Genomic DNA, 21,752 nt, shown 5'->3' on the forward strand with positions numbered 1-21,752 from the left:
ATTAATGTTAATTAAGAATAAGCTTCTTTGAATTTAATTATGAATTTAGTGCCTTCACTTTCATCCAGCTTAATTTTTCCTTCAAGTTGTGCAACCAAGGTACAAACTATTTGAAGCCCTAATGAGTCAGTATATTCAAAATTTAGACCTTCTGGAAGACCAAAACCATTATCTCCAACCTGCAAGATAATATCTTCCCCAATAGAACAAACTGCAATAGATATAAGTGGATTTTCTAAAGTTAAGTTGTAATTAGTCAAAGAAGCTGATTTTAAGGAAGATATCTCATCTGATTCTGAATCATTTTCAGATGCATCACCTATTTCCAATGGAGCATAGTTATCTAAAACTGTCTGTTCTGGAAAAGCATATTTGAAACTGTTAGAAATTAGTTCATTTAAAATTAATCCACAAGTTATAGCTTGATCTATGTCTAATAAAACATCCCCTACATCAATAATGACTTCAATACCATTTTGGTGAGCATATGAATTTTCAAGAGAACTTACCAAACTTCTAACATATTCTGAAAAATCTACTTTTTCCATACCCTGTGATCCATACAATTTTTCATGGATTAATGCCATAGACCTTATTCGATTTTGACTATCCTCAAACATGGCTTTTGTTTTTTTATCATCTACATGTTCTGACTGAAGACCAATTAAACTGGAAATAACTTGCATATTATTTTTAACCCGGTGATGAACCTCTTTTAAAAGAATTTCCTTTTCTTTTAAAGAAGACTTAATCTTATTTTCCATTTTTTTACGATAAGTTACATCTCTAATGGTTACAATGAATCCTTTAGAGTTCCCTTTAGAATCTTGAGTGAGTGCCATATTCATTTCAGCCACGAAAATTTCACCATCTTTTTTCCGGGCTTTATGTTCAATGTTTCTAAGTGCACCCCTTTTAACAACAATGTCCATGTTTTTCGAAAATAAATCATTTTCTTCCGGAATTAAAATATCAAAAATAGTCTCTGAAACCAGCTTTTTTTTATCATCCCATCCCATCATAAAGGATGCCTTTTCAGAAACATAAGTTATTTCGCCATCTAAATCCGTAGCAATGAAACCGTCCGGACTAGCAGTTATTAGGGTACTGTACATTTCCTCTAAATCATTTCGAGCCATTTCTGCCTGTTTTCTAGGAGTTAAGTCCCTAATATTAAGAACTATTCCTCTAACTGCAGGATCTTTAATTAAATTCTGGACTATAATTTGACAGGTCAGCCATTCACCATCTTCGTGCTGGCAGCGAACTTCAAAATCAGCATCAGATCCTGAGCCATTGATATCATCAATTAATACCTCATTAAGCCGTGGAGCATCAGCATTATGAATAAAATCAAATATATTGAAACCCAAAAACTCATGAACCTTATATCCAAAAACTCTTTCTACTGAAGGACTAGCATAAGTAATATCGCCCTGATGATTTAAAACCATGATAACATCCAAAGCATTCTCAATTAGAGATCTGAAATGTTTTTCACTTAGTTTAAGGGCGTTGTTTACTTTTTTAAGTTTAGTAATATTTCTGGCTGCGGCAAAAACACCTTCCACTTCCCCCTTCATGTTCCGATATACCGAAGCATTGAATGATACATCCATGGTTCGGCCAGAAATATGGCGAAGGGTTAGAGAATAATCTTTAAGAGAGCCATAAAAGAGAGTTTTTTGATAACCTTTCATGGCCTTTTCAGGATCGGTAAAGTATTGTGAGAAATCAGTGCCAATAAGATCTAGCCTAGAAAGTCCAGTGCTATTTTCAGTTGCTCCATTAACATCCATTATTTCTCCATTTTCACTAATAGTTACCATTGGATCCAAGCTAACTTCAATAAGATTCCTAGAATAATTTAAAGAAGACTTTAATTCTTCTTCAACATTCATCTGCTCCCCAATGTCCCTGCAACTGATAACCGCGCCCTTAATTTCATTTGCGTTTGAAACTGGACTAATCATTGTTTCTATCCACTTATAACTGCTTTGAATTGTTTTAAGCCTTTTTCGTATTTTTCCAGGTCGTTCAGTTTCTATACAGTTATTGAAACAATTTATAGTTCTTTCTAAATCTTCAGGATGCACCAATTCAAAAAAAGTATTTCCTAAAATATCTGTAGGCCAATATCCCAGTAGTTTGTTAATAGAAGGACTAATATAAAGGAATTTCCCATGAAAATCTAACTGTCCTACAATATCAGCCATATTTTCCGTGATTAATTCCAGGTAATTTTGAGCAGCTTTAAGTTCATTTTCAATCTGATTTTTATAAACTGACATTTCTAAGGCAAATCGGAGTTCATTATCATCAAAAGGTTTTAAAATATAATTTCTGGGCTCAGTGGACTTTGCCCTATTCAGAGTACTTTCATCGGTGAATGCAGTGAGGTAAATAATAGGAATATTTAAAGTATCCTTAATTTTTTCAGCAGCATCAATTCCATCAAGATTGCCCTTTAAAACAATATCTAACAAAACAATGTCCGGTTTTTTTTCTAAAGCCAAATCTATTGCGTCTTCCCCAGAAGAAGCGACAGCAACAACATCAAAATCCCAGGATTTAAGTTTATTTTTTATTTGGAGAGCAGTTATACTCTCATCCTCAGCTAAAAGCACTTTAACCCCTGACATTCCTGACCCCTGATATTTTTAATTCATAAAATACTGTTAATTTAATATTATAATTAATTAATATAGCAAATATAATTAAATAGACTGTTTGTAAAAAAATGGAAAAATTTATTAATGACACTTCAAAAAAGCGCCGCTAAACTTTAGGTTGGCCTAAATCTTTTTAATATCTTTAAGCTGTTTTTCAAGCCTATGTGATTTTTCTATCTCCTGTTTTTTTTCCTTTTCCAATAGGGAAATGTTTTCTTCAAGATTTTCTTTAAATGATATGGATCTTTTCTCTAATGCCATATAATCCTTGCTTAAAGAATTATTAGCCTTTCTCAAATTCATTATTTGAGATTTTTGGGATTTAATCTGACTATTAAACTCTTTTTCCATATCCAAATACTCTTTTTTAATTTTATTAGCCTGTTTTTTAAGCTGAGATTTATTTTCTCTTAAAGCCTTATTTTCTTCTAAAAGAGCTTTATATTGGCGTTCATAAGTCATTAAAGAGTTTTTAAGCTCGTCTGGAGATTGATTATCATTGGTGCCATCACCTGCTGTATTTGAGGATAAACTATCCTCATCCAATTCAACATTTAAAGATTCATTTATTTCCATTTGAACATTCAATTTGTTTTTTAGCTCTTTTTCAGAGCTTTTGAATTCTTTAACCTTAGAAATAAGGTCATTTTTTTCAGATTCTAGATCTTTAATCTTTTTATTATAGTTTTCGAGAAGTTTATTGTTTTTCTTGATTAAATTCGCTTCTCTTATTTCAATTTCCTGGACGTTATTAGTCATTTTTTCAAGTTCATTGCTCGAAATATTATTAGATGTTTTTAAAGAATCTGAAGGATTATGTATAGAAGAATTGGAAGAATTAGAATCATTTTCCAAGCTAGAGATATCTTTAATGTTTTTTTCAATATTCACTGGGGAATTTTTCAAAATTTGTCCAGATGCCCAAAATAGAGGATTATAATTGTTTAAATCATTTAAAAGATTTATATTCCAAGCTATGTAGCTATTAGGACTAATTTGAGATTTAATTTTTAGATTATACAAATTTTTAGATGTTTTTACAGAATTAATATATTTAACCAGGTTGTTTTTTTCATGTCCTGTAAACATTCTTATGAAATTATTTGAATCATATGAATATTTTTTAAATAAGTCATCTGCAAAGAAAATAGAACCATCTTCATAAAAAACACAAATGGATCCATCAAAAAGATTTAATAATGATTTTAAAAGATTTTTTTCCACTTTCAAATCATTTTCAGATTTTTTAACATTAGTAACATCTTTAATTAGTACTGAAATACCTTTTTTAGATGGATACGCATTTATTTCAAAAAATTCATTGCTTGATTTTTTGTATTGGTCTATTATACTCAAGTGTTTTTGCTGTTTAAAAGCATCCAAATATAATTTTTCTGTTAAACTTCCTTTAAGTTCTGGAAATAGTTCATAAATTGATTTACCTAAAGCATTTTCAGAACCAATACCTGTGAGATTCTCAGCAGCATCATTCCAATGAATGCAATAAAATTCAGAATCAAATGCAAAGAAAACATCACCAATAGAATTAATCATGAATTCATAATCAGAGATTGGGATTTCAGTTTTATTTTTAGGAATTTTTTCGGAAACTGGTGGTTCTTTCATTTTCTTAATATGAATTAAATAACCAATAGAACTTTTTTTGCTTTTAGAAGGAATTTTATTTCCATTTAAACGTAAATATAATCCTTTTTCAACTAACTTAGAAATTTCAGGATTTAGATTTATCTCTTGTGGTTCAAATCTGGACACGTAATTTATATCATCGTAATCTTTTAGATTAATTACATCACGGTTAAGTCCTAAATTATCAAATAAATTAATATTAATATCTTTAAGATGTTTAGTTTTAAAAAATTTTAAGAAAAGATTATTGGCCTGAATTAAATTTCCATAATTATCAAAAATTGCTGTTTCTTGTGGAAATTGCTCAGACACATTGTCTATAGCGCCCATAGAAATTTCAAGATCTTTTAATAGATTTATTTCATTAAAAAGAATATATAATCCATTAAATTCCATTTTTTCGTTATTTAATGGAGATATAACATATTTTATGGCCTTAAAATGTCCTGAATCTGCTTCAAGCCAAGTAATACCACTTAAATCTTCAGATTTAGATGCATCTAGTCCTGAAAAAAATGAAACTGGATCCAATTGTTTTTTATCAAACCCACCATTGCTACTTTGAATTGAGTTTATTTTAAGCAGTTCAGTTATATTCATTCCTAAGGCATTTTCCTGTGGAATTTTAGTTATTAATGATGCTTCAGAGTTAGTAAACTTTATTATTCCTTTACTATCTGTAACAAAAATTCCGCCATCATATTGAGGCAAATCTATAGATAAAACATTTCCACCAGCATTCCCTAATTTTTCAAGATTATGTTCATATAAAGCTTGATCGATGTTTTGGCGGAGTATATCTATATCAAAAGGTTTTAAAAGGTAAGCAAATGGGCGTGTACTTTTTGCACGCTCTTGTGTATTTTTATCACCATGAGCAGTCAAGTAAATTATGGGAACTCCCATATTCTTTTTAATTTCCTCAGCAGCGTCAATCCCATCGATTTTACCCTTTAGAAAAATATCCATTAAAACCAAATCGGGTTTTATCTCTTCTGCTTTTTTTATGGCTTCTTTTCCTGAAAAAGCAAAAGTAGGAACATCATATCCTGCTAATTTCAACTTCCGCTGAAGTTCCATAGCAGTTAATCCTTCATCTTCCACAATTAAAATTTTTGCAGCAGGCATATTAATACATTTCCCCTTATAAGCTTTTTAAAGCATTTATTTCCCCAATAGTCCATTATAAAATATAATCGATAATAAATACCCATACTATTATTATGATTTATAATATTTAATCTTAGTTATTATTTATTATAGGCTGAGGATTAATCCTTATTAAAATCGTTTAAATTTAAAATAAAGAATTTTAATCTACTTAAGATGATTTCAAATATAAATATATTTTCTCAATCCCATTCCCATCTAATTAATATTTTATTTAATATTGGGTATTCTATTTAGTTATTTTAGCATCTATAACCACATGTACAACTCCCGGCGAATATTTTTTTATAACTCTCTTATTAAGAATCTCAACATCCATACCACCAGCAGACTTTCGGATTCTCTCCTCTGGCCTTTCGAATTTTATTTTTTCATAAACCGACTCATGATAATGAATAATTCCCGATTCATCGAGAGCAGCAATTGCAGATTTAAGATAGTCCTGAGTGTTACCAATATATCCCATCAAAACCCTATCTACAGAAAACTGAGGGGCAATATCCATAGAATCTCCTAAAACAGGCTTGACAATATTCTCCACTTTATTTAATGACATATTTTCATTTAAATAACCGTAAGACACAGGATTTATTTCAATAGAATGAATTATTTCTGCTTTAGAGTGAACTGCTGCGGGAATGGTAAAATAACCAATACCCGCAAACATATCCAGCACTCTTTCCCCTTCCCCAATAATATTGGCTATTCTCATTCTCTCATTGGTATTACCTTTAGACCACATTACCCTGGCCACATCCAGCTTGAATATGCAGCCATTTTCACGATGTATAGTTTCGGTATTGGAACCCGCAAGTATTTTAACATCAGGTTCTCTTTTTTTGCCACCAATATTACCTAACTTGACCACAGTTTCAATTCCTTTCATTTCAAGAAGTTTTTTAGGATTTTCAATGTCTTTATCCACTAATAACACGTGGCCAATCTTTTTCCATTTCATAATATCAACTGGTTTTAATATCTAAATATGATAACTATGAATGTAATATACTGATAATAAATATTAAAATCTAATTATATTCTAATACCAAATTAATCTAAATGTTTTATTTTACTTTAAATATTTTTTAAGAAATTCAAGACAAAAAAAATAACTATAAGAAATGGCCAAATGCAATATTATATTAGATAGAAATAATTTTCTAGGAATTATTAGTTATTGAAAAATATAATTTAAAGAACTCACGGGGAGTTTTAAATGAGTAAAGTAAACAGAGATGAAATTTTAAGTATCCTTGCCAAATATGACAAGAAAGACATTACAATTGCTACTTTAGGAAGTCACACTTCCCTTCATATTTTAAAAGGAGCAAAAAAAGAAGGATTTAAAACTGCAGTAGTTTGTGAAAAAGGGCGAGAAGTTCCATATCAAAGATTTAAAGTGGCCGATGAATACATAATAGTTGATAAATTCAGCGATATTGTAAATGAAGATGTTCAAGAGCAACTTCGGGCCATGAACAGTATAGTAATCCCTCACGGATCTTTTATAGCATATGCTGGTCTGGATAGGATTGAAAACGATTTTAATGTTCCTATGTTTGGTAACCGAGATATACTACGCTGGGAAGCTGAAAGAAATTTAGAAAGGCAGATAATGATGGAATCGGACATAAGAATGCCTCTTAAATTCGATAATTCCGAAGATATTGACCGTACAGTTATGGTCAAATTCCCTGGAGCACGTGGTGGAAAAGGATACTTTGTAGCATCTACTAAAGAAGAATTTGATGCTAAAATAGCTAATATGCTAGAGCGTGAATGGATTGAAGAAGAAGATGTTCCTAAAGCCCATATAGAAGAATATGTTTCTGGTACCAATTTCTGTATCCACTATTTCTATTCCGCATTAAATGATGAAGTGGAACTTTTAGGTATGGACAGCCGATTTGAATCCAACATTGATGGTCTGGTAAGAATACCTGCTAAAGACCAATTAGATATCGGCCTGGACCCATCTTACGTTATAACTGGTAACCATCCAGTGGTAATGAGAGAATCCCTGCTTCCTCAAGTTTTTGAAATTGGGGACAATCTAGTTGAATCTGCTAAAAAATTAGTAAAACCTGGAATGAATGGTCCATTCTGTTTACAGACCATGTGTACTGACAACTTAGAAATTGTAACTTTTGAAATGAGTGCGCGTATAGATGGAGGAACAAACACTTTTATGAATGGTTCTGCATACAGCCACTTATTATTTGGAGAAGAAATGAGTATGGGTCAGAGAATTGCTCGGGAAATTAAAAACGCAATTTCTGAAGACAAGCTAGATGATTTAATCACTTAGTTCCCATATTTTTTTTCTTTAAATTTTAATTTAAATTTTTCAGTCATGAATTTTAATTTTAAGTGAATTCAACATGGACATTTTAATAATAGTTTCTGTGGCCATATCTGCGTTTATAGCAACTAATATCGATGATTTATTTCTTTTAACAGTATTCTTTGCCCATCCACAATATAATGATGCATCTGTAGTTATAGGTCAGTATTTAGGTATTTTTTCTTTGATATTGATAAGTATTCCAGTTTATATATTCAAATCATATATTCCAGATTTTTTCATGGTTTTAATGGGTTTTATACCACTTTTAATAGGATTAAAAGAAATTATAACACTATATAGGCTTGAAACAAAATCAAGAATTCCTATTTCAAACGGAAGTTCATTTAGTAATTCGGAGAGTAGTAATTCCAGTGGAAGTTTAAATAATAATGATAATAATACAGATAATGAAATTTTAGTTAATAAGGTTGATCAGCAAACTTTTTTTAAAGATAATCGGCTAAATTCAGGCAGTTACAGTATTTTTACTTGGTTTTCTGTGGCCTTAATAACCATTTCCAATGGAGTAGACAATATAGGAGTTTATGCTCCTTTATTTTCTACTTTGAATCAGATGGAGCTTTTATTAACCATTTTAATATTTTTGATTATGACTGGAATTTGGTGTTTTTTTGCTCATTTAATTATAAAAAACAAGCTTTTAGGAATTAAAATAGAAAAATATGGACATATAATCCTTCCTTTTGTTTTGATATTATTAGGAATAGGAATAATTGTTTCTAACTACATGAGAATGTCATAATTAAAATCTGTATGAAATACGTAAAATATAATGTCAAAGTAAAAATAATAAATCAATATTTACTTAAATAAAAATTGCGGATTTTAAAAATTCTCTCTAAGTTTAGCTTTAACAAGAAAATTATTTAAACGAAATATGGAATTAATATATAATTTTAAAGATTATATGCTAGTTTTTTTGTATTAAAAAGTTAAGAATAAGTCAATAATATTTATATAACATGAGGGATAATGTAGGGATAGAACTGATTTTTGACTATTATTTTTTTCCTGAGGTGTTATTCTATGAATGATAAAAACACATTAAAAGGCACTACAACTGTCGGTATAACTTGCAAAGACGGAGTGGTTTTTGCTACCGAAAGAAGAGCCAGTATGGGCAATTTAGTCGCCCACAAGGTTGCAGAAAAGATCTTTAAAATTGATGATCATATAGCAACCACCATAGCTGGATCTGTTGGCGATGCACAGAGCCTAATGAAATATATACGTGCTGAAGTAGCACTTTATAAAATGAGAAACGGAGAGCAAATCAGTATTGAAGCTGCTTCTGCATTATCCGCAAATATTTTACACTCATCCAGATTTTACCCATTCTTTGTTCAAACATTAATTGGAGGAGTTGACGAGGATGGAGCTAAAATTTACTCCTTAGATCCTGCCGGAGGTATGATTAAAGATAAATTCATATCCACTGGATCTGGTTCGCCTTTCGCCTATGGTGTCCTGGAAGACAGATACACCGACGACATATATGTTGAAGAAGGCGTGGACATAGCCATTCGAGCAATTAATTCTGCTATGGAAAGAGATACTTTTTCTGGAAACGGCATATTAATAGCCCTAGTAACAGATGAAGGATATCGAATGCTCGATGAAGAAGAGGTTCAAAAAAGATTAAAAGAAATTATCTAATTTTAAATTCTTTCTTTTTTCTACCATTTATTAATTAAATATCGACTTCTAAATTAAGTAAACTTAAGTTTACTACATTTTCTATTTTTTCGAAGTGATTTTATGGTTTCAGAGATTCTTGAAGAAATCAAAAAGACAATAGTACACAGATTACCCCCTAGAGTACAAGTGGCCAAAGTAGAATTCGAAGGTCCGGAAGTAGTTATCTACACTAAAAATCCGGAGATAATTACCGAAAACGGAGATTTGATTCGAGACTTGGCTAAAGACATAAGAAAACGAATAATTATACGTTCAGATCGTTCAGTTTTAGCGGATCCGGAAAAAGCAATAAATAAGATCCATGAAACCGTCCCTGAAGAAGCTAATATTACTAATATTTCATTTGATGAAGTTACCTGCGAAGTAATAATTGAAGCCCGTAAACCGGGTTTAGTTATTGGTAAGTACGGTGCTACTTCTCGTGAAATTGTAAAAAGAATTGGTTGGGCTCCAAAAATATTAAGAACACCACCAATTTCATCTGAAATAATTCAGAGGATTAGAAGAACTCTCAGAAAGAACAGTAAAGAGCGCAAAAAAATACTACAAGAATTAGGACATCGAATCCATCAAGAAATTAAATACGATAATGATTGGACCCGTGTAACCTCCATGGGCGGATTTAGAGAAGTTGGACGTTCTTGTTCACTTTTACAAACTCCTAATAGTCGCGTTCTTCTTGATTGTGGTGTTAATGTAGCTGGAGGAGATGATAAAGGTTCTTATCCATTTTTAAATGTTCCTGAGTTCGTTTTAGGTGATTTAGATGCAGTAGTAATTACTCACGCTCATTTAGATCACTCTGGTTTCTTACCTTATCTATACCACTATGGATATGAAGGGCCAGTATACTGTACCACCCCTACCAGAGATTTAATGACTCTTTTACAGTTGGATCACATTGATATCGCACACAGAGAGGATGATCCACTTCCATTCAATGTTAAACACGTTAAAAAGAGTATTAAGCATACAATTACTCTCGATTATGGTGAAGTAACAGATATCGCCCCAGATATCAGGTTAACCTTGCACAATGCAGGTCACATATTAGGGTCTGCAATGGCCCACATGCACATTGGAGACGGTCAACACAACTTGGTTTACACTGGAGACTTCAAATATGAAAGAAGTAGACTTTTAGAACCAGCAGTTACTAAATTCCCTCGAATAGAAACCCTAATTATGGAAAGTACATATGGGGGGCACGAAGATGTTCAGCCTTCCCGTAATTCAGCAGAAAAAGAAATGGTTAAGACGATCTACCACACCTTGAAAAGAGGAGGAAAGATCTTAATTCCAGTATTTGCAGTAGGTAGGGCCCAAGAATTGATGATTGTGCTAGAAGAGTACATTAGAAATGGCCTAATTGATGAAGTTCCTATTTACATTGATGGAATGATCTGGGAAGCAACTGCCATTCACACTGCTAGGCCCGAATACTTGAGTAAAGATTTAAGGGATCAAATTTTCCATATGGGGCGCAATCCTTTTATTTCTGAGGTTTTCCATAAAGTAAATGGTACCAATGAAAGAAAAGAAATCGTGGAAGGCGAACCAGCCATTATTTTATCCACATCAGGAATGCTTACTGGTGGAAATTCAGTAGAATACTTCAAATGGTTATGTGGAGACGAGAAAAACTGCCTGGTCTTTGTAGGATATCAATCTGAAGGTTCATTAGGTAGAAGAATACAAAAAGGCTGGAAGGAAATACCTCTAAAAGAAGACGGCAAAACCACAGTCCATCATGTCAAAATGAACATTAAAACTATTGAAGGATTTAGTGGACACTCTGACAGACGCCAACTAATGGATTACGTGCGTAGATTAACCCCAAAACCAGAAAAAATACTAATTTGTCATGGTGACAATTATAAAACTCTGGATTTAGCTTCCAGTATTTACAGAAGCTATAAAATAGAAACAAAAACACCTATGAATCTGGAAACAGTTCGAATTCAATGAAATTGAATTTTTATTAAATTAAGTTGAATAAATTTGAATTTAATTGAATTGGAATAAATAAAGAGAACTAGGGTTTAATGAATTCTATTAATAATTCTATTAATCTAATAATAAAAATAAAAATAGTCAAATTCAAACTAAATAAAATTGGTGATTAAATGGTAACCTATTCTGATTCAGGTGTGGATATAGATTTAGAAGAAATAACCGTTTCACATTTAACTGCAAAACTAAAAGAAACACTCAAATGGCAAGATATTATCACAGAAAGTGGTCATTTTGCGGCCCTTGTACGTTTAGGTGATAAAGCGATAGCTATGAGCACTGACGGCGTGGGCAGTAAAATTTTAGTGGCTAAAATGATGGAAAAGTACGACACTGTCGGAATTGACTGCATAGCCATGGTAGTTAATGATATACTCTGTGTAGGGGCCGAACCTCTTGCGCTTGTAGATTATTTAGCTGTGGAAAAACCTGACCCCGAAGTAGCTACTCAAATCGGAGAAGGGTTGGTTAAAGGAGCTAATTTATCAAAAATAGCCATTATTGGTGGAGAAACGGCTTCACTACCCGGGATAATAAAAGATTTTGACCTGGCTGGAACCGGAATTGGCCTGGTAGATGTGGACAAAATAATTACTGGTGAAAAGATCGAAGAAGGTAATGTCCTTATTGGAATAGAAAGCAGTGGTATTCACAGTAACGGTCTTAGTCTGGCCCGGAAAGCTTTATTTGAAGAAGGCCAATTGGCAATTGATGATCCCCTGCCAGGTTTTCCTGATTTAAAAGTAGGAGAAGAACTTTTAACACCAACGGCCATTTATGTTCAGCCAGTAGTTGAACTTTTAAAAAGTTCTTTAGAAATACGTGGACTGGCCCATATCACTGGTGGCGGATTTAATAACCTTAAACGCCTGAAAAAAGGTGTTGGTTATGATATATCAAATCTTCCAGAACCTCAACCAATTTTTAGATCAATATACTCTCTGGGAGTACCCTTAGAAGAAATGTATCGTGTTTTCAACATGGGAATAGGTTTTGTAGTAATTTTAAAAGAAGAAAATGCAGAAAAAGCCATGGAAATTCTCAGTAAACATGTTAAAGTTCATTTAATTGGTAAAGTAACTGCTGATGCAGAAAAAGTCAGTATAAAAACTTTTGATGGAAAAGAGCTGGAAATGTAATAGGTTGGTATGTAATACTTGAATAGGAATATAATTAGAATATAAATATAATTTATTCTATTTTAAATTTTTTAAAATAAAATAATAAATTAATATAATGAATAATTTGATTTAAAACTCAATTAAAGTGTAATATAATTTTTTAATAAATTTATAAATGAAAAAAAAAGTTATGTAAATCTATTAATCAAATCAAATCTCAAAAAGGTGATTTCATGAAAATAACCCCTGAACAAGAAAAATCAATAATTACAGAGATACTCACCAGGCTGGATGTTTCTAAAGAACATGCAGAAATAGTTGCTGAGGTGACCCTAGATGCCGATCTTAAAGGTTTTACTTCCCACGGAATAGGTAGATTCCCTCAATATGTAAAAGGACTTGAATCTGGAACGATTGAAACTCAGGGAGACATTGAAATAGAAAGTGAAACTATTTCAACTGCCCTTATAAATGGGAATCACCTTTTTGGACATTTTGTGGCATATAAAGGAATGGAATTAGCCATAGAAAAAGCCAAAGAAAACGGGATAGGTATGGTGGGAATTCATGACTCCAATCACTTTGGTGTGGCAGGATATTACTCCGATATGGCCATTGAACAAGATTTGATTGGAATAGTTACTGCCAACACGGAACCTGCCGTGGCCCCTATTGGTGGTAAAGTCCCTATTCTCGGAACTAATCCCATAGCCATAGGTGTGCCATCTAATAATCATTATGTTTCCGTAGATATGGCCACTTCTGCATCAGCGAGAGGGAAATTATTAGAAGCCGTGCGCCGGGGAGAAGACATACCAGAAAATGTAGCCCTGGATTGTGAAGGAAGGCCAACTATTGATCCAAAAGAAGCATTAAAAGGATCTATTTTGCCATTTGGAGCCCATAAAGGTTATGCTTTAGCATTTATGATTGAAATTTTAGCCGGGCCTCTGGTAAAAGCCGCTTTTGGTACTGGAGTAAAGGGAACAGCTAATCCATCCGAGATGTGTACTAAAGGGGATTTAATGATGGTCATAGACCCCTCACATATGGGAGATCTGGAAATCTTCAAAGATCAAGTTGATGCATTTATTGGTGAAGTTAAATCCACAGATAATGTTTTTATCCCGGGAGACATGGAAGTAAGGAATATCAAAAAACATCAGACTGACGGAATTGAAATTGATGATATTCTAGCTCAGCAGTTTAAAGATATTTCACAGGAATTAGATCTGGATTTAGATGGAATTTTTTAAATAAATTCTATATTAATTAATTAATTTTTTTACATTTTTTTATTTATGGTTCAATTAAATTTACTATTCCTTAAAAATAATGAATGAAAGGAATAAATAGAATAGATATTATCTTAAACCAAAATAAATAATTGATAAATATCTATAAATGAATATTAATTAAGAAATAATTATTTAAAACATTTATTTAGGACCCCCCCCAAAAAAACTTAAGTAATATTTCATTAAGGCATTCTATAATTTTATTTAGATTTTATTAAATTTAATCAATACAATGAGGGTAATAATGGACAGTACACAAGCAGTTTATCAGGCACTTAAAGAAGCAGGTATAAATTTCATAGTAAGTATTCCCTGTGTTAATTTAAGTAAGCTGCTGGAAATGGTGGAATTTGATAGTGAAATAACACATGTACCTGTTACCAGAGAAGAAGAAGGATTTGGAATTGCTGCAGGAGCTTATATGGGTGGTATGAAACCAGCGATTCTCATGCAAAATTCCGGACTTGGAAATTCAATCAATGTACTGACCTCCCTTTATAAACTTTATAAAATACCAATTCTCATGGTTATGAGCCACCGCGGAACAGAAGGTGAGTTTATGAGTGCCCAAATACCCATGGGTAAGGCCACTCCCCGGGTTTTAGAATCTCTAGAACTGCCTTACTTCAAACCCAGCGCCCCTGAAAAAGCTTTAAAAGATATTAAAAAAGCATGGGAAATAGCTGAGTCTAAGGGAGTTCCGGTGGGAATATTGCTGGAGATTACGTTCTGGTAATGATTTTAGGATTTCAAATAAAAATTGAAGTGAGACAATGGAACGTATTAATGCTATTAAAACCATAGCCAATCAAATTGATGATGAACTGGTAGTTTGCAACATTGGATTTCCTTCCAGAGAATTATACCAGGTTAAGGATTCTCCAAATCATTTTTATATGCTTGGATCCATGGGCATGGCCTCATCTATCGGACTGGGACTGGCCATGGCCCAGGAGCGCAAAGTAATCGTCTTTGATGGTGATGGGTCTGTTTTAATGAATTTAGGCAGTCTGGTCACTATTTATAATCAGGCCCCGGAAAATCTGATTTTGGTGGTTATTGATAACGAATGTTATGGCTCTACTGGATCCCAATGTACCTATGCCAGTACCGTAGACCTGGGAGAGGTGGCACAGTCTATAGGATTTAAAAATAATTTTAAATTTTCAGGACCAGGAAAAATTAACTTTCAGCCTGTTTTAGAAGCAGAAGGGCCTGTTTTTGTCCACTTGAAAGTGAAAGCAGGTAATGCGGATGTTCCTATTATTGATATGACTCCTGAAGAGATTATAAATAGATTTATGAAAGAAATAAAAGAAAATAAAGAATAATTTGGGAGAAATAATGAATATTAAAATTAAATATTTAATAATCGGTATAATCTCCATGGCCATAATCACAGGATTATGGAGATTAAGTATTTTTAATAGTCCTAGTGAATCCCCTAGTATTTATGAATCTATATTATTCTTTTTAATCATGATTATACCAATATTTATCGGATACAAATCAAAGGGAAACCCTATTATTTTCGGGTTTATATTAGCAATAACAAATTTAACAATAGATCAGATACTACTTAATCAGTATAATCAAAATTTACTTTCAAATAGTGAAACCCGATCAATGGTATTGAATATGATTTCAACTGGAGAAATACATTTTCTTCCTACAATTGAAAATACAATATTTGTAATATTTCTATCTATAATTTTAACATTCATTGGAACATTATTTAGTAAAAAAAGTAGTCCACAATCAATTGAAGAAGAAAATAAAGAAAATTAGAATTCAATTAATCATTTTCAGGTTCTAAATCACTTATATCCCCATTGGCATTTATGTCTTCATTTGCATTTTCTTTTAATAGTTCTGGTTTATAAGTAGCATAAAAACCATCAGTATCTGCGTAAATACTGTGGAAACCAAATGGTTCTGCTTTTTTCATTGTTTTCTTTATATAATCTCTTCCCCAGGCAGTAATTGACTCGGCACATTCAATAGAATACCATCTGAAACGAGAATAGGCATAAACTCCATACATAGTATTGGCCAGCCTTTTTAAGGCTTCTTGTTGTACATTAAGAATTTTCTTCTCCATTGGTTCTTCAGAATCGTTCATTTTCTTTTTTAATCGTGATCTTTCAGTCAAAACCTGACCAATGACTGAAGGGATGAAACCTTGCGGTTCTTTTAAGAATTTATAACCATATTCTGGAGCTACATGATACTTATTATTATTATTATTATTATTATTATTATTATTATTATTAGTTATATCCCCATTAGAGTCATTACTAATGTCATTTTTCTCTTGAATGTCAATCTCCTCATCAATACATTCAATGACCCCTTGTACACTTTCTTTTACAAAGGTGTCAACAGAAACATTTTTGGAGATAATGATACTAGGATACAAGCTTCTAAAATCGAATTGAACTATATTCTCATGAAGCCCAATATCTGGCTCTTTAACATAGCCACCAACTGCTCTTTTTCCCCTTCTTTCAGAATATTGAGAGCTAGAAGGTTTATTAGGGGCAACTTCACCATATTCATAAGCTTTACGCATTAAAAACCATTCCACTTGTTGGCCAGTGGCCATCCGAGCCATATCAAATAAAGGCTGGCCTACTATACGAGTAAGTTCCATGTTTAGAGGTAAAATCTTTTCTGCAATTTTAAAAGTAGCCACTACATCATCTAAAGAATAACGGAATAGTTCATCAAGTTTATCACCATCACTGTCCCAATATTCCCATAGTCGGTCACCAGGCAAGTCAAATTTTTCTTCCCCAAATAATTCCAGATAAACCCTCTCTAAGGTATATCTGTCCAGATTCATATACCGGCGCATGACCAAATATAAATCAACATGTATAATGCCTTTAATAGTCGCGGCGTTAGTATAACCCCTTCTCATAAACTTTAATTCAGATTCATCAATCCCCATATTCATGCGAACGCCCAGCAACTTGGCCCTCTCGCGAATATAGGTAAAATCAAAATTATCAGAATTATATCCCACAATAACATCTGGTTGGTGAGTTTTTACAGTTTCTACAAATCGTTGGATAATTTCCTTTTCTGTTTCCACTTTTTCAACATAATCCAGATGCTCTCCTTTGGTAGATATGACTTTTTCTACACCAAAATTTCCGGCTAGGCCAATCATGATAATTTCATCCTTATCCGAGTTAGGCATACCATCCGGATTTCTTACCTCAATATCAAAACTCAATATTTTCAATTCTGGGAATTTTGACTCTAAAGGCAGAGGAGATTCTTCCAGATTTATTATATTCACATTTTTAGCTTTTGAAGAAACACAGTTCGATTCTTTCACTGCTTCTCCCGTAATTTCTATTTCAGACATTGGAAAAAGGCCTTTATCTATTAAATATCTCCTATAGAAAGGAATATCATGTTCCCTAATATCCTTAACCATACTTAAGCCCAGTATTTTATCTCTAAGCTTGGGAACCTCTTGAGGATGTTTTAAAGTGACCTTAATAAATTCTAGTTCCTTTGCCAGGTCTTTTTTAAGAACTTTTTGAGTATTTTCCAGGCCCATCTCTTCCAATTGTTCCAGTGCACTATCCATATCCTGTGGAATGACATATATGTAAGGTTCAAAAGTCCTGTCAAGAGCTATGATATGATTAACTTCATCAGATCCTTTTTCTTTGCCAAATAAACGTATAACTGGCTTATCTTTTTCTGTGACATAGTCAATGTCCAGAAGTACCATATTTTTGGTTTCCATACAATTTTAGTTTATTCTAACCGGATAATATAATTAAGTAATTTTTATAATCAAAAATAAGTTTAATAATATCATTGGAATTTCAAAAAATTCTTCTTGATTTTTTATTATCTGTTTTTTTAATTATTTATTAAAATTCCCTAAAAGTGATTTATAGAATTAATAAGGCATTTATACATATTCTTAAAGGAAAATGTTTATATAATCAGATACATAGTAACTTCGTAATATTTAAAAAAGAACGAGGGATGATATGAAAAAAAGTATTATAATAATGCTTCTAGTGATGTTCCTTATATCCATGGGTGCTACATATGCACAGAGCGTAATAGCCACTCAAAAAGGACCATCCCAAGCTCAAAAAGGCCAAAATATCACCATAGTATATACCATTCAAAATAATGGGAATAAGGACATATACAATGTTAGTGTGGCCGATCAAAACTTCTACAAATTCATAGGAACCATGAAAGCAGGTTCCAAGAAAATTTTCACGGAAAAAGTTTATATTCCAACAGACAAGGAAGTAAAAGCAGACTTTGGTGGTGATGCCACTGTTTCAAATCCATTCTTTATTGGTGGTGTGGGAGTAACTTATCAGGACGCTTCAGGAAAAACATTCGGAATTAATTCCAACTCCATTAGCATACCTCTAGTTTCAAGTAAATCTACTAATACAACTACACCTGCAAACATAACTCAAGTTGCTTCTGGTAATGCAACTACAGATGCCAGCCAAGATGGAATACTACAACAAATAATGAATTTATTTTACTCCATTATGCAGTATATTCAGAACTTGATTATACCTCAAAGTGGATAATAAATGAAAAAAACAGCTTAAATAGGTTCATAAAATAATTAAGAACTGTAAATCTTAAATTCTGTTAATTTTGAATAATTTCAGATCTTAATTGAACCTAATCTTTTTTTATTTTTTAAAAAATTTAAAAAATTCCTTTTCAATTAACTAATCAATTTTTCATCTTAAGACTCATTTGAGTCATTATTTTTATAGGCCAGTAGCGCAGCATAAGTTACTCCCAAAATTAAAGGTCCTAAAATGAATCCAACAATACCAAATACTAGGGGGCCTCCTAAAAATCCTAAAAGAAAAATTAGGGGATGAATATCAGCATATTTTCCTGATAATTTAGGACGGATGTAAATATCACTACCACTAAGGAAAAATCCAAACAATAACACTATTATGCCTCTGGGAATATTGCCGGTGGCAAAATCATAGATGGCAAGAGCAGTATAGGTTGGCCAGGGACCAATAATTGGTATGAGCTGCAGAAATCCAGTCAATATTCCTAAAAATAGAGCATAAGGATATCCTAAAATATAGAAACCCAGTGCCGCCATTATTCCAATGATTAAAGCCGTCAAAAAATGACCATAAAATATGCTCTTTAGAACTCTTTCTACTTCTTCAGACAGTTTACGGAAAAAATTCCTTCTCTCCTGAGGTAAAGCATATCTTAAGTATTCTAATATCTTATCACCATCTTTAGCCAAGTAAAATGTAGAAGCAATGAATATAAATAGCTGTAAAGCAACCATAGGTATCGATTGAACTATATCTCCAGCATAACCTAAAACTACATTTAACCCAGCATTAATTAAACTTTTAAAACCATTAATGATAGAATTAGCTGATGGTTGGAAAGCACCAGGTATATAACTTGCAATTTGGGTTGATGTTTGATTAATAGTCTGATTTAAACTCCCAGCATCTACATTACTTGCCGCACCCATAATAACTGGTGCAGAATCAATTATAGTACTTATACTGAAGGCTATTATTAAAATTAATGGAGTAATAACCAGCATCATAGCCAGAAAAATGGAAACCGACTCGAATTTGAGATAAGGATTCATTCTGCCAGATATGGGTCGTATGGCATAGGCAAAAATGGCCCCCAATATTATCATGCTTATAAGTGGAGATAAAACAAAAAAAGAAGCTATTATCAAAATTAAAACCACAAATATGGCGGATGTCAGTGTTCCTTTTAGTTTGTAGATCATAATATTCCTTCATCAGTTAGATTATCATTTTTAATTAGTTTCCAGTTGAAATGGATATGATGGATAGGCGCATTATCAAAAATTTAATTAAATAAATTTAAGAGATAAAATTTGAGAAATAAGTTGGAGTTATATTCTATTTATAGTAATTTCGAGTCCCTGATGAGTCTCTTCGATATTCACCAAACTCTTTAATCAGATTCACCTCATGGCTCCAGAAAACAGGCCCCTCCACGCAAACTCTCCATCCAGTATCATCTACACAACACTGGCCACAAATTCCCATGGCACATTTCATCCAACGCTCCATGGAAAACTGGGCGGGAATCTCATGTTTTTTGGCCATTTCCAGAATTCCACTCATCATGAGTTCCGGGCCACAGGTTACAATCATATCGTAATCATGGTCCATTAAAATTGATTCCACTCGATCGGTGGCAAATCCCTGGAATCCACAGGTTCCATCATCAGTACAGGTGAAAACACTGGCCCCTGCTTTTTTCATTCTATTTACGAACAATAATTCGTCTAAAGTAAGTGATGCACTAACCACATCAACTTCCACACCCCTAATTAGGGCATGATCTACCAAAGAAGCAATAGGTGCCATTCCTATTCCACCCCCAACTGCCAGTATTTTAGAGCCTTTTAAATCAAATCCTCCGCCATAAGGCCCTCGGAGGCCTAATTTATCCCCTTTTTCAAGTTCATGGACGTTAGAAGTGAATTCTCCCACTTTCTTAATAGATATCCCTAATTCTCCCTTAACTGAATCTATAGATGAAATGGACATGGGTTTTTCATCTTCAAAATTCCATAACATCATGAACTGACCAGGTTGAGGAATTATATCCTCTGAATTCATATCCCAGTCAAATATAAATGTTTTTACAGTTTCTGATTCTTCAAAAACTTCTTTTATTTCTAAAACCTTTGGAACGTGCATTTTTCCACCAAATACAAGTAATTATAAGACTAATGACAAAATTTATTGATAATAATTTAATTTTCTAGCTTTTTTAATATTTTTCTAATTAATTTTCAGATTTGTATCTAAAATTTATGAGCCAGACCCACCATTTCAGATATGGAATTGAATTCATGTTCTTTCATGAATTTTTCAAGGCCTATGCAAATTTCTGCAAAAATTTCCGGGCCGTTTTCCATTATGGCGGTTCCCACTTGTACCGCGCTGGCCCCAGCATATAAAAATTCTACAACATCCTGAGCATTGGATATTCCCCCTACACCCACCAAAGGCACATTAGTCACGGCATATGTTTCAAATACACATCTAAGAGCAATAGGTTTTATAGCCGGTCCAGACATTCCTCCAAATTTATTAGATAATATCGGGCGGCCAGTTTCTAAATCAATTTTCATTCCAGGCCCTAGAGAATTGATTAAAGTTAGTCCATCACAGCCGGCTTTTTCAGCACTAAGTGCTATCTCTGTTAAATCTGTCACATTGGGAGTTAATTTAACCATCACTGGAACTGATACTGTATCTTTAACCGATTTAACTACATTGAATGTTAATTCCTTATCTTGACCTATGGCCGCCCCGCAGCCACCCATGGCATGGGGACATGATATATTTAACTCAATTAAATCAACCAGATCTTCTATTTCACCAGCGATTTGAGAAAATTCTTCGGGAGTAGCCCCATAAATTGATGCGATCTTGGGTACCTCACCATTGAGAGATTTCAGCTCTTTTTTAAACGTTTCCACACCAGGGCTGGAAAGGCCTATGGCATTTATAATTCCCCCATTCACTTCCACCGTGGTGGGATTTTTGTATCCTTTATTAGGCATTTTAGAGAATGATTTGCTTACCACTGCCCCGGCCCCACATCGAGATACCCAATTTAGGGATGCTGCAGTACTACCCATTACCCCCGCAGCCAACATAGTAGGATTTTTCATTTTAACCCCAAATAATTCGATTTCCATCATTTTTAA

17 protein-coding genes are annotated in these 21,752 nt (G+C 32.9%); 10 read left to right on the forward strand and 7 right to left on the reverse strand.

Going from position 1 to position 21,752, the window contains the following annotated elements; genetic code table 11:
- Positions 1-11: 11 nt before the first annotated feature.
- The 3 genes from Q7I96_09850 to Q7I96_09860 form a co-directional block, all read right to left on the reverse strand.
- Entirely contained in the window at positions 12-2,642 is a 2,631-nt protein-coding gene (locus Q7I96_09850; GenBank protein ID MDO9627911.1) for a PAS domain S-box protein, read from the reverse strand.
- A gap of 153 nt (positions 2,643-2,795) precedes the next feature.
- On the reverse strand, positions 2,796-5,447 hold the full coding sequence (locus Q7I96_09855) for a response regulator (protein MDO9627912.1): 2,652 nt from the start codon (positions 5,445-5,447) through the stop codon (positions 2,796-2,798).
- A gap of 271 nt (positions 5,448-5,718) precedes the next feature.
- A complete protein-coding gene (locus Q7I96_09860) occupies positions 5,719-6,447 on the reverse strand; it encodes a class I SAM-dependent methyltransferase family protein (protein MDO9627913.1) in 729 nt (242 codons plus the stop codon).
- A 258-nt stretch (positions 6,448-6,705) separates the two neighbouring features.
- Between Q7I96_09860 and Q7I96_09865 the strand changes: the two genes are divergently transcribed.
- The 9 genes from Q7I96_09865 (at position 6,706) to Q7I96_09905 (ending at position 15,775) form a co-directional block, all read left to right on the forward strand.
- Positions 6,706-7,797, forward strand: coding sequence for a formate--phosphoribosylaminoimidazolecarboxamide ligase (locus Q7I96_09865; protein ID MDO9627914.1), 1,092 nt, complete (start codon positions 6,706-6,708; stop codon positions 7,795-7,797).
- Between the two features lie 73 nt (positions 7,798-7,870).
- On the forward strand, positions 7,871-8,599 hold the full coding sequence (locus Q7I96_09870) for a cadmium resistance transporter (protein ID MDO9627915.1): 729 nt from the start codon (positions 7,871-7,873) through the stop codon (positions 8,597-8,599).
- Positions 8,600-8,883: 284 nt separating this feature from the next.
- Entirely contained in the window at positions 8,884-9,513 is a 630-nt protein-coding gene (psmB, locus tag Q7I96_09875; protein ID MDO9627916.1) for an archaeal proteasome endopeptidase complex subunit beta, read from the forward strand.
- Between the two features lie 102 nt (positions 9,514-9,615).
- Entirely contained in the window at positions 9,616-11,523 is a 1,908-nt protein-coding gene (locus Q7I96_09880; protein MDO9627917.1) for a beta-CASP ribonuclease aCPSF1, read from the forward strand.
- 158 nt (positions 11,524-11,681) lie between these two features.
- Positions 11,682-12,707: a phosphoribosylformylglycinamidine cyclo-ligase gene (purM, locus tag Q7I96_09885; protein MDO9627918.1), complete on the forward strand. Its 1,026-nt coding sequence runs from the start codon at positions 11,682-11,684 to the stop codon at positions 12,705-12,707.
- Positions 12,708-12,922: 215 nt separating this feature from the next.
- The gene (gene comC / locus Q7I96_09890) at positions 12,923-13,945 is read left to right on the forward strand and encodes an L-sulfolactate dehydrogenase (GenBank protein ID MDO9627919.1); all 1,023 of its coding nucleotides are present in this window, start codon (positions 12,923-12,925) and stop codon (positions 13,943-13,945) included.
- Positions 13,946-14,231: 286 nt separating this feature from the next.
- Complete coding sequence (gene comD / locus Q7I96_09895) at positions 14,232-14,723, forward strand: sulfopyruvate decarboxylase subunit alpha (protein ID MDO9627920.1); 492 nt, start codon at positions 14,232-14,234, stop codon at positions 14,721-14,723.
- Positions 14,724-14,760: 37 nt separating this feature from the next.
- On the forward strand, positions 14,761-15,318 hold the full coding sequence (comE, locus tag Q7I96_09900; protein ID MDO9627921.1) for a sulfopyruvate decarboxylase subunit beta: 558 nt from the start codon (positions 14,761-14,763) through the stop codon (positions 15,316-15,318).
- Between the two features lie 13 nt (positions 15,319-15,331).
- Positions 15,332-15,775, forward strand: coding sequence for a hypothetical protein (locus Q7I96_09905; protein MDO9627922.1), 444 nt, complete (start codon positions 15,332-15,334; stop codon positions 15,773-15,775).
- 7 nt (positions 15,776-15,782) lie between these two features.
- On the opposite strand, the gene Q7I96_09910 is transcribed toward Q7I96_09905, so the two are convergent.
- A complete protein-coding gene (locus tag Q7I96_09910; protein MDO9627923.1) occupies positions 15,783-17,753 on the reverse strand; it encodes a DNA-directed DNA polymerase in 1,971 nt (656 codons plus the stop codon).
- Positions 17,754-18,006: 253 nt separating this feature from the next.
- Here Q7I96_09910 and Q7I96_09915 point away from each other — a divergent pair, with 253 nt between their 5' ends.
- Positions 18,007-18,576 (forward strand): hypothetical protein, encoded by a 570-nt coding sequence (locus Q7I96_09915; protein MDO9627924.1) that lies wholly within the window; start codon positions 18,007-18,009, stop codon positions 18,574-18,576.
- A 164-nt stretch (positions 18,577-18,740) separates the two neighbouring features.
- Here the strand turns inward: Q7I96_09915 and Q7I96_09920 are convergent, their stop codons facing one another.
- From Q7I96_09920 to Q7I96_09930, 3 genes are all read right to left on the reverse strand, one after another.
- Positions 18,741-19,787, reverse strand: coding sequence for an AI-2E family transporter (locus tag Q7I96_09920; protein MDO9627925.1), 1,047 nt, complete (start codon positions 19,785-19,787; stop codon positions 18,741-18,743).
- A 136-nt stretch (positions 19,788-19,923) separates the two neighbouring features.
- Entirely contained in the window at positions 19,924-20,733 is an 810-nt protein-coding gene (locus tag Q7I96_09925) for a dihydroorotate dehydrogenase electron transfer subunit (protein MDO9627926.1), read from the reverse strand.
- A 107-nt stretch (positions 20,734-20,840) separates the two neighbouring features.
- Positions 20,841-21,746 (reverse strand): dihydroorotate dehydrogenase, encoded by a 906-nt coding sequence (locus tag Q7I96_09930; protein ID MDO9627927.1) that lies wholly within the window; start codon positions 21,744-21,746, stop codon positions 20,841-20,843.
- Positions 21,747-21,752: the final 6 nt, after the last annotated feature.

This window comes from Methanobacteriaceae archaeon, assembly GCA_030656015.1.
Classification (GTDB): Archaea; Methanobacteriota; Methanobacteria; order Methanobacteriales; family Methanobacteriaceae; genus UBA349.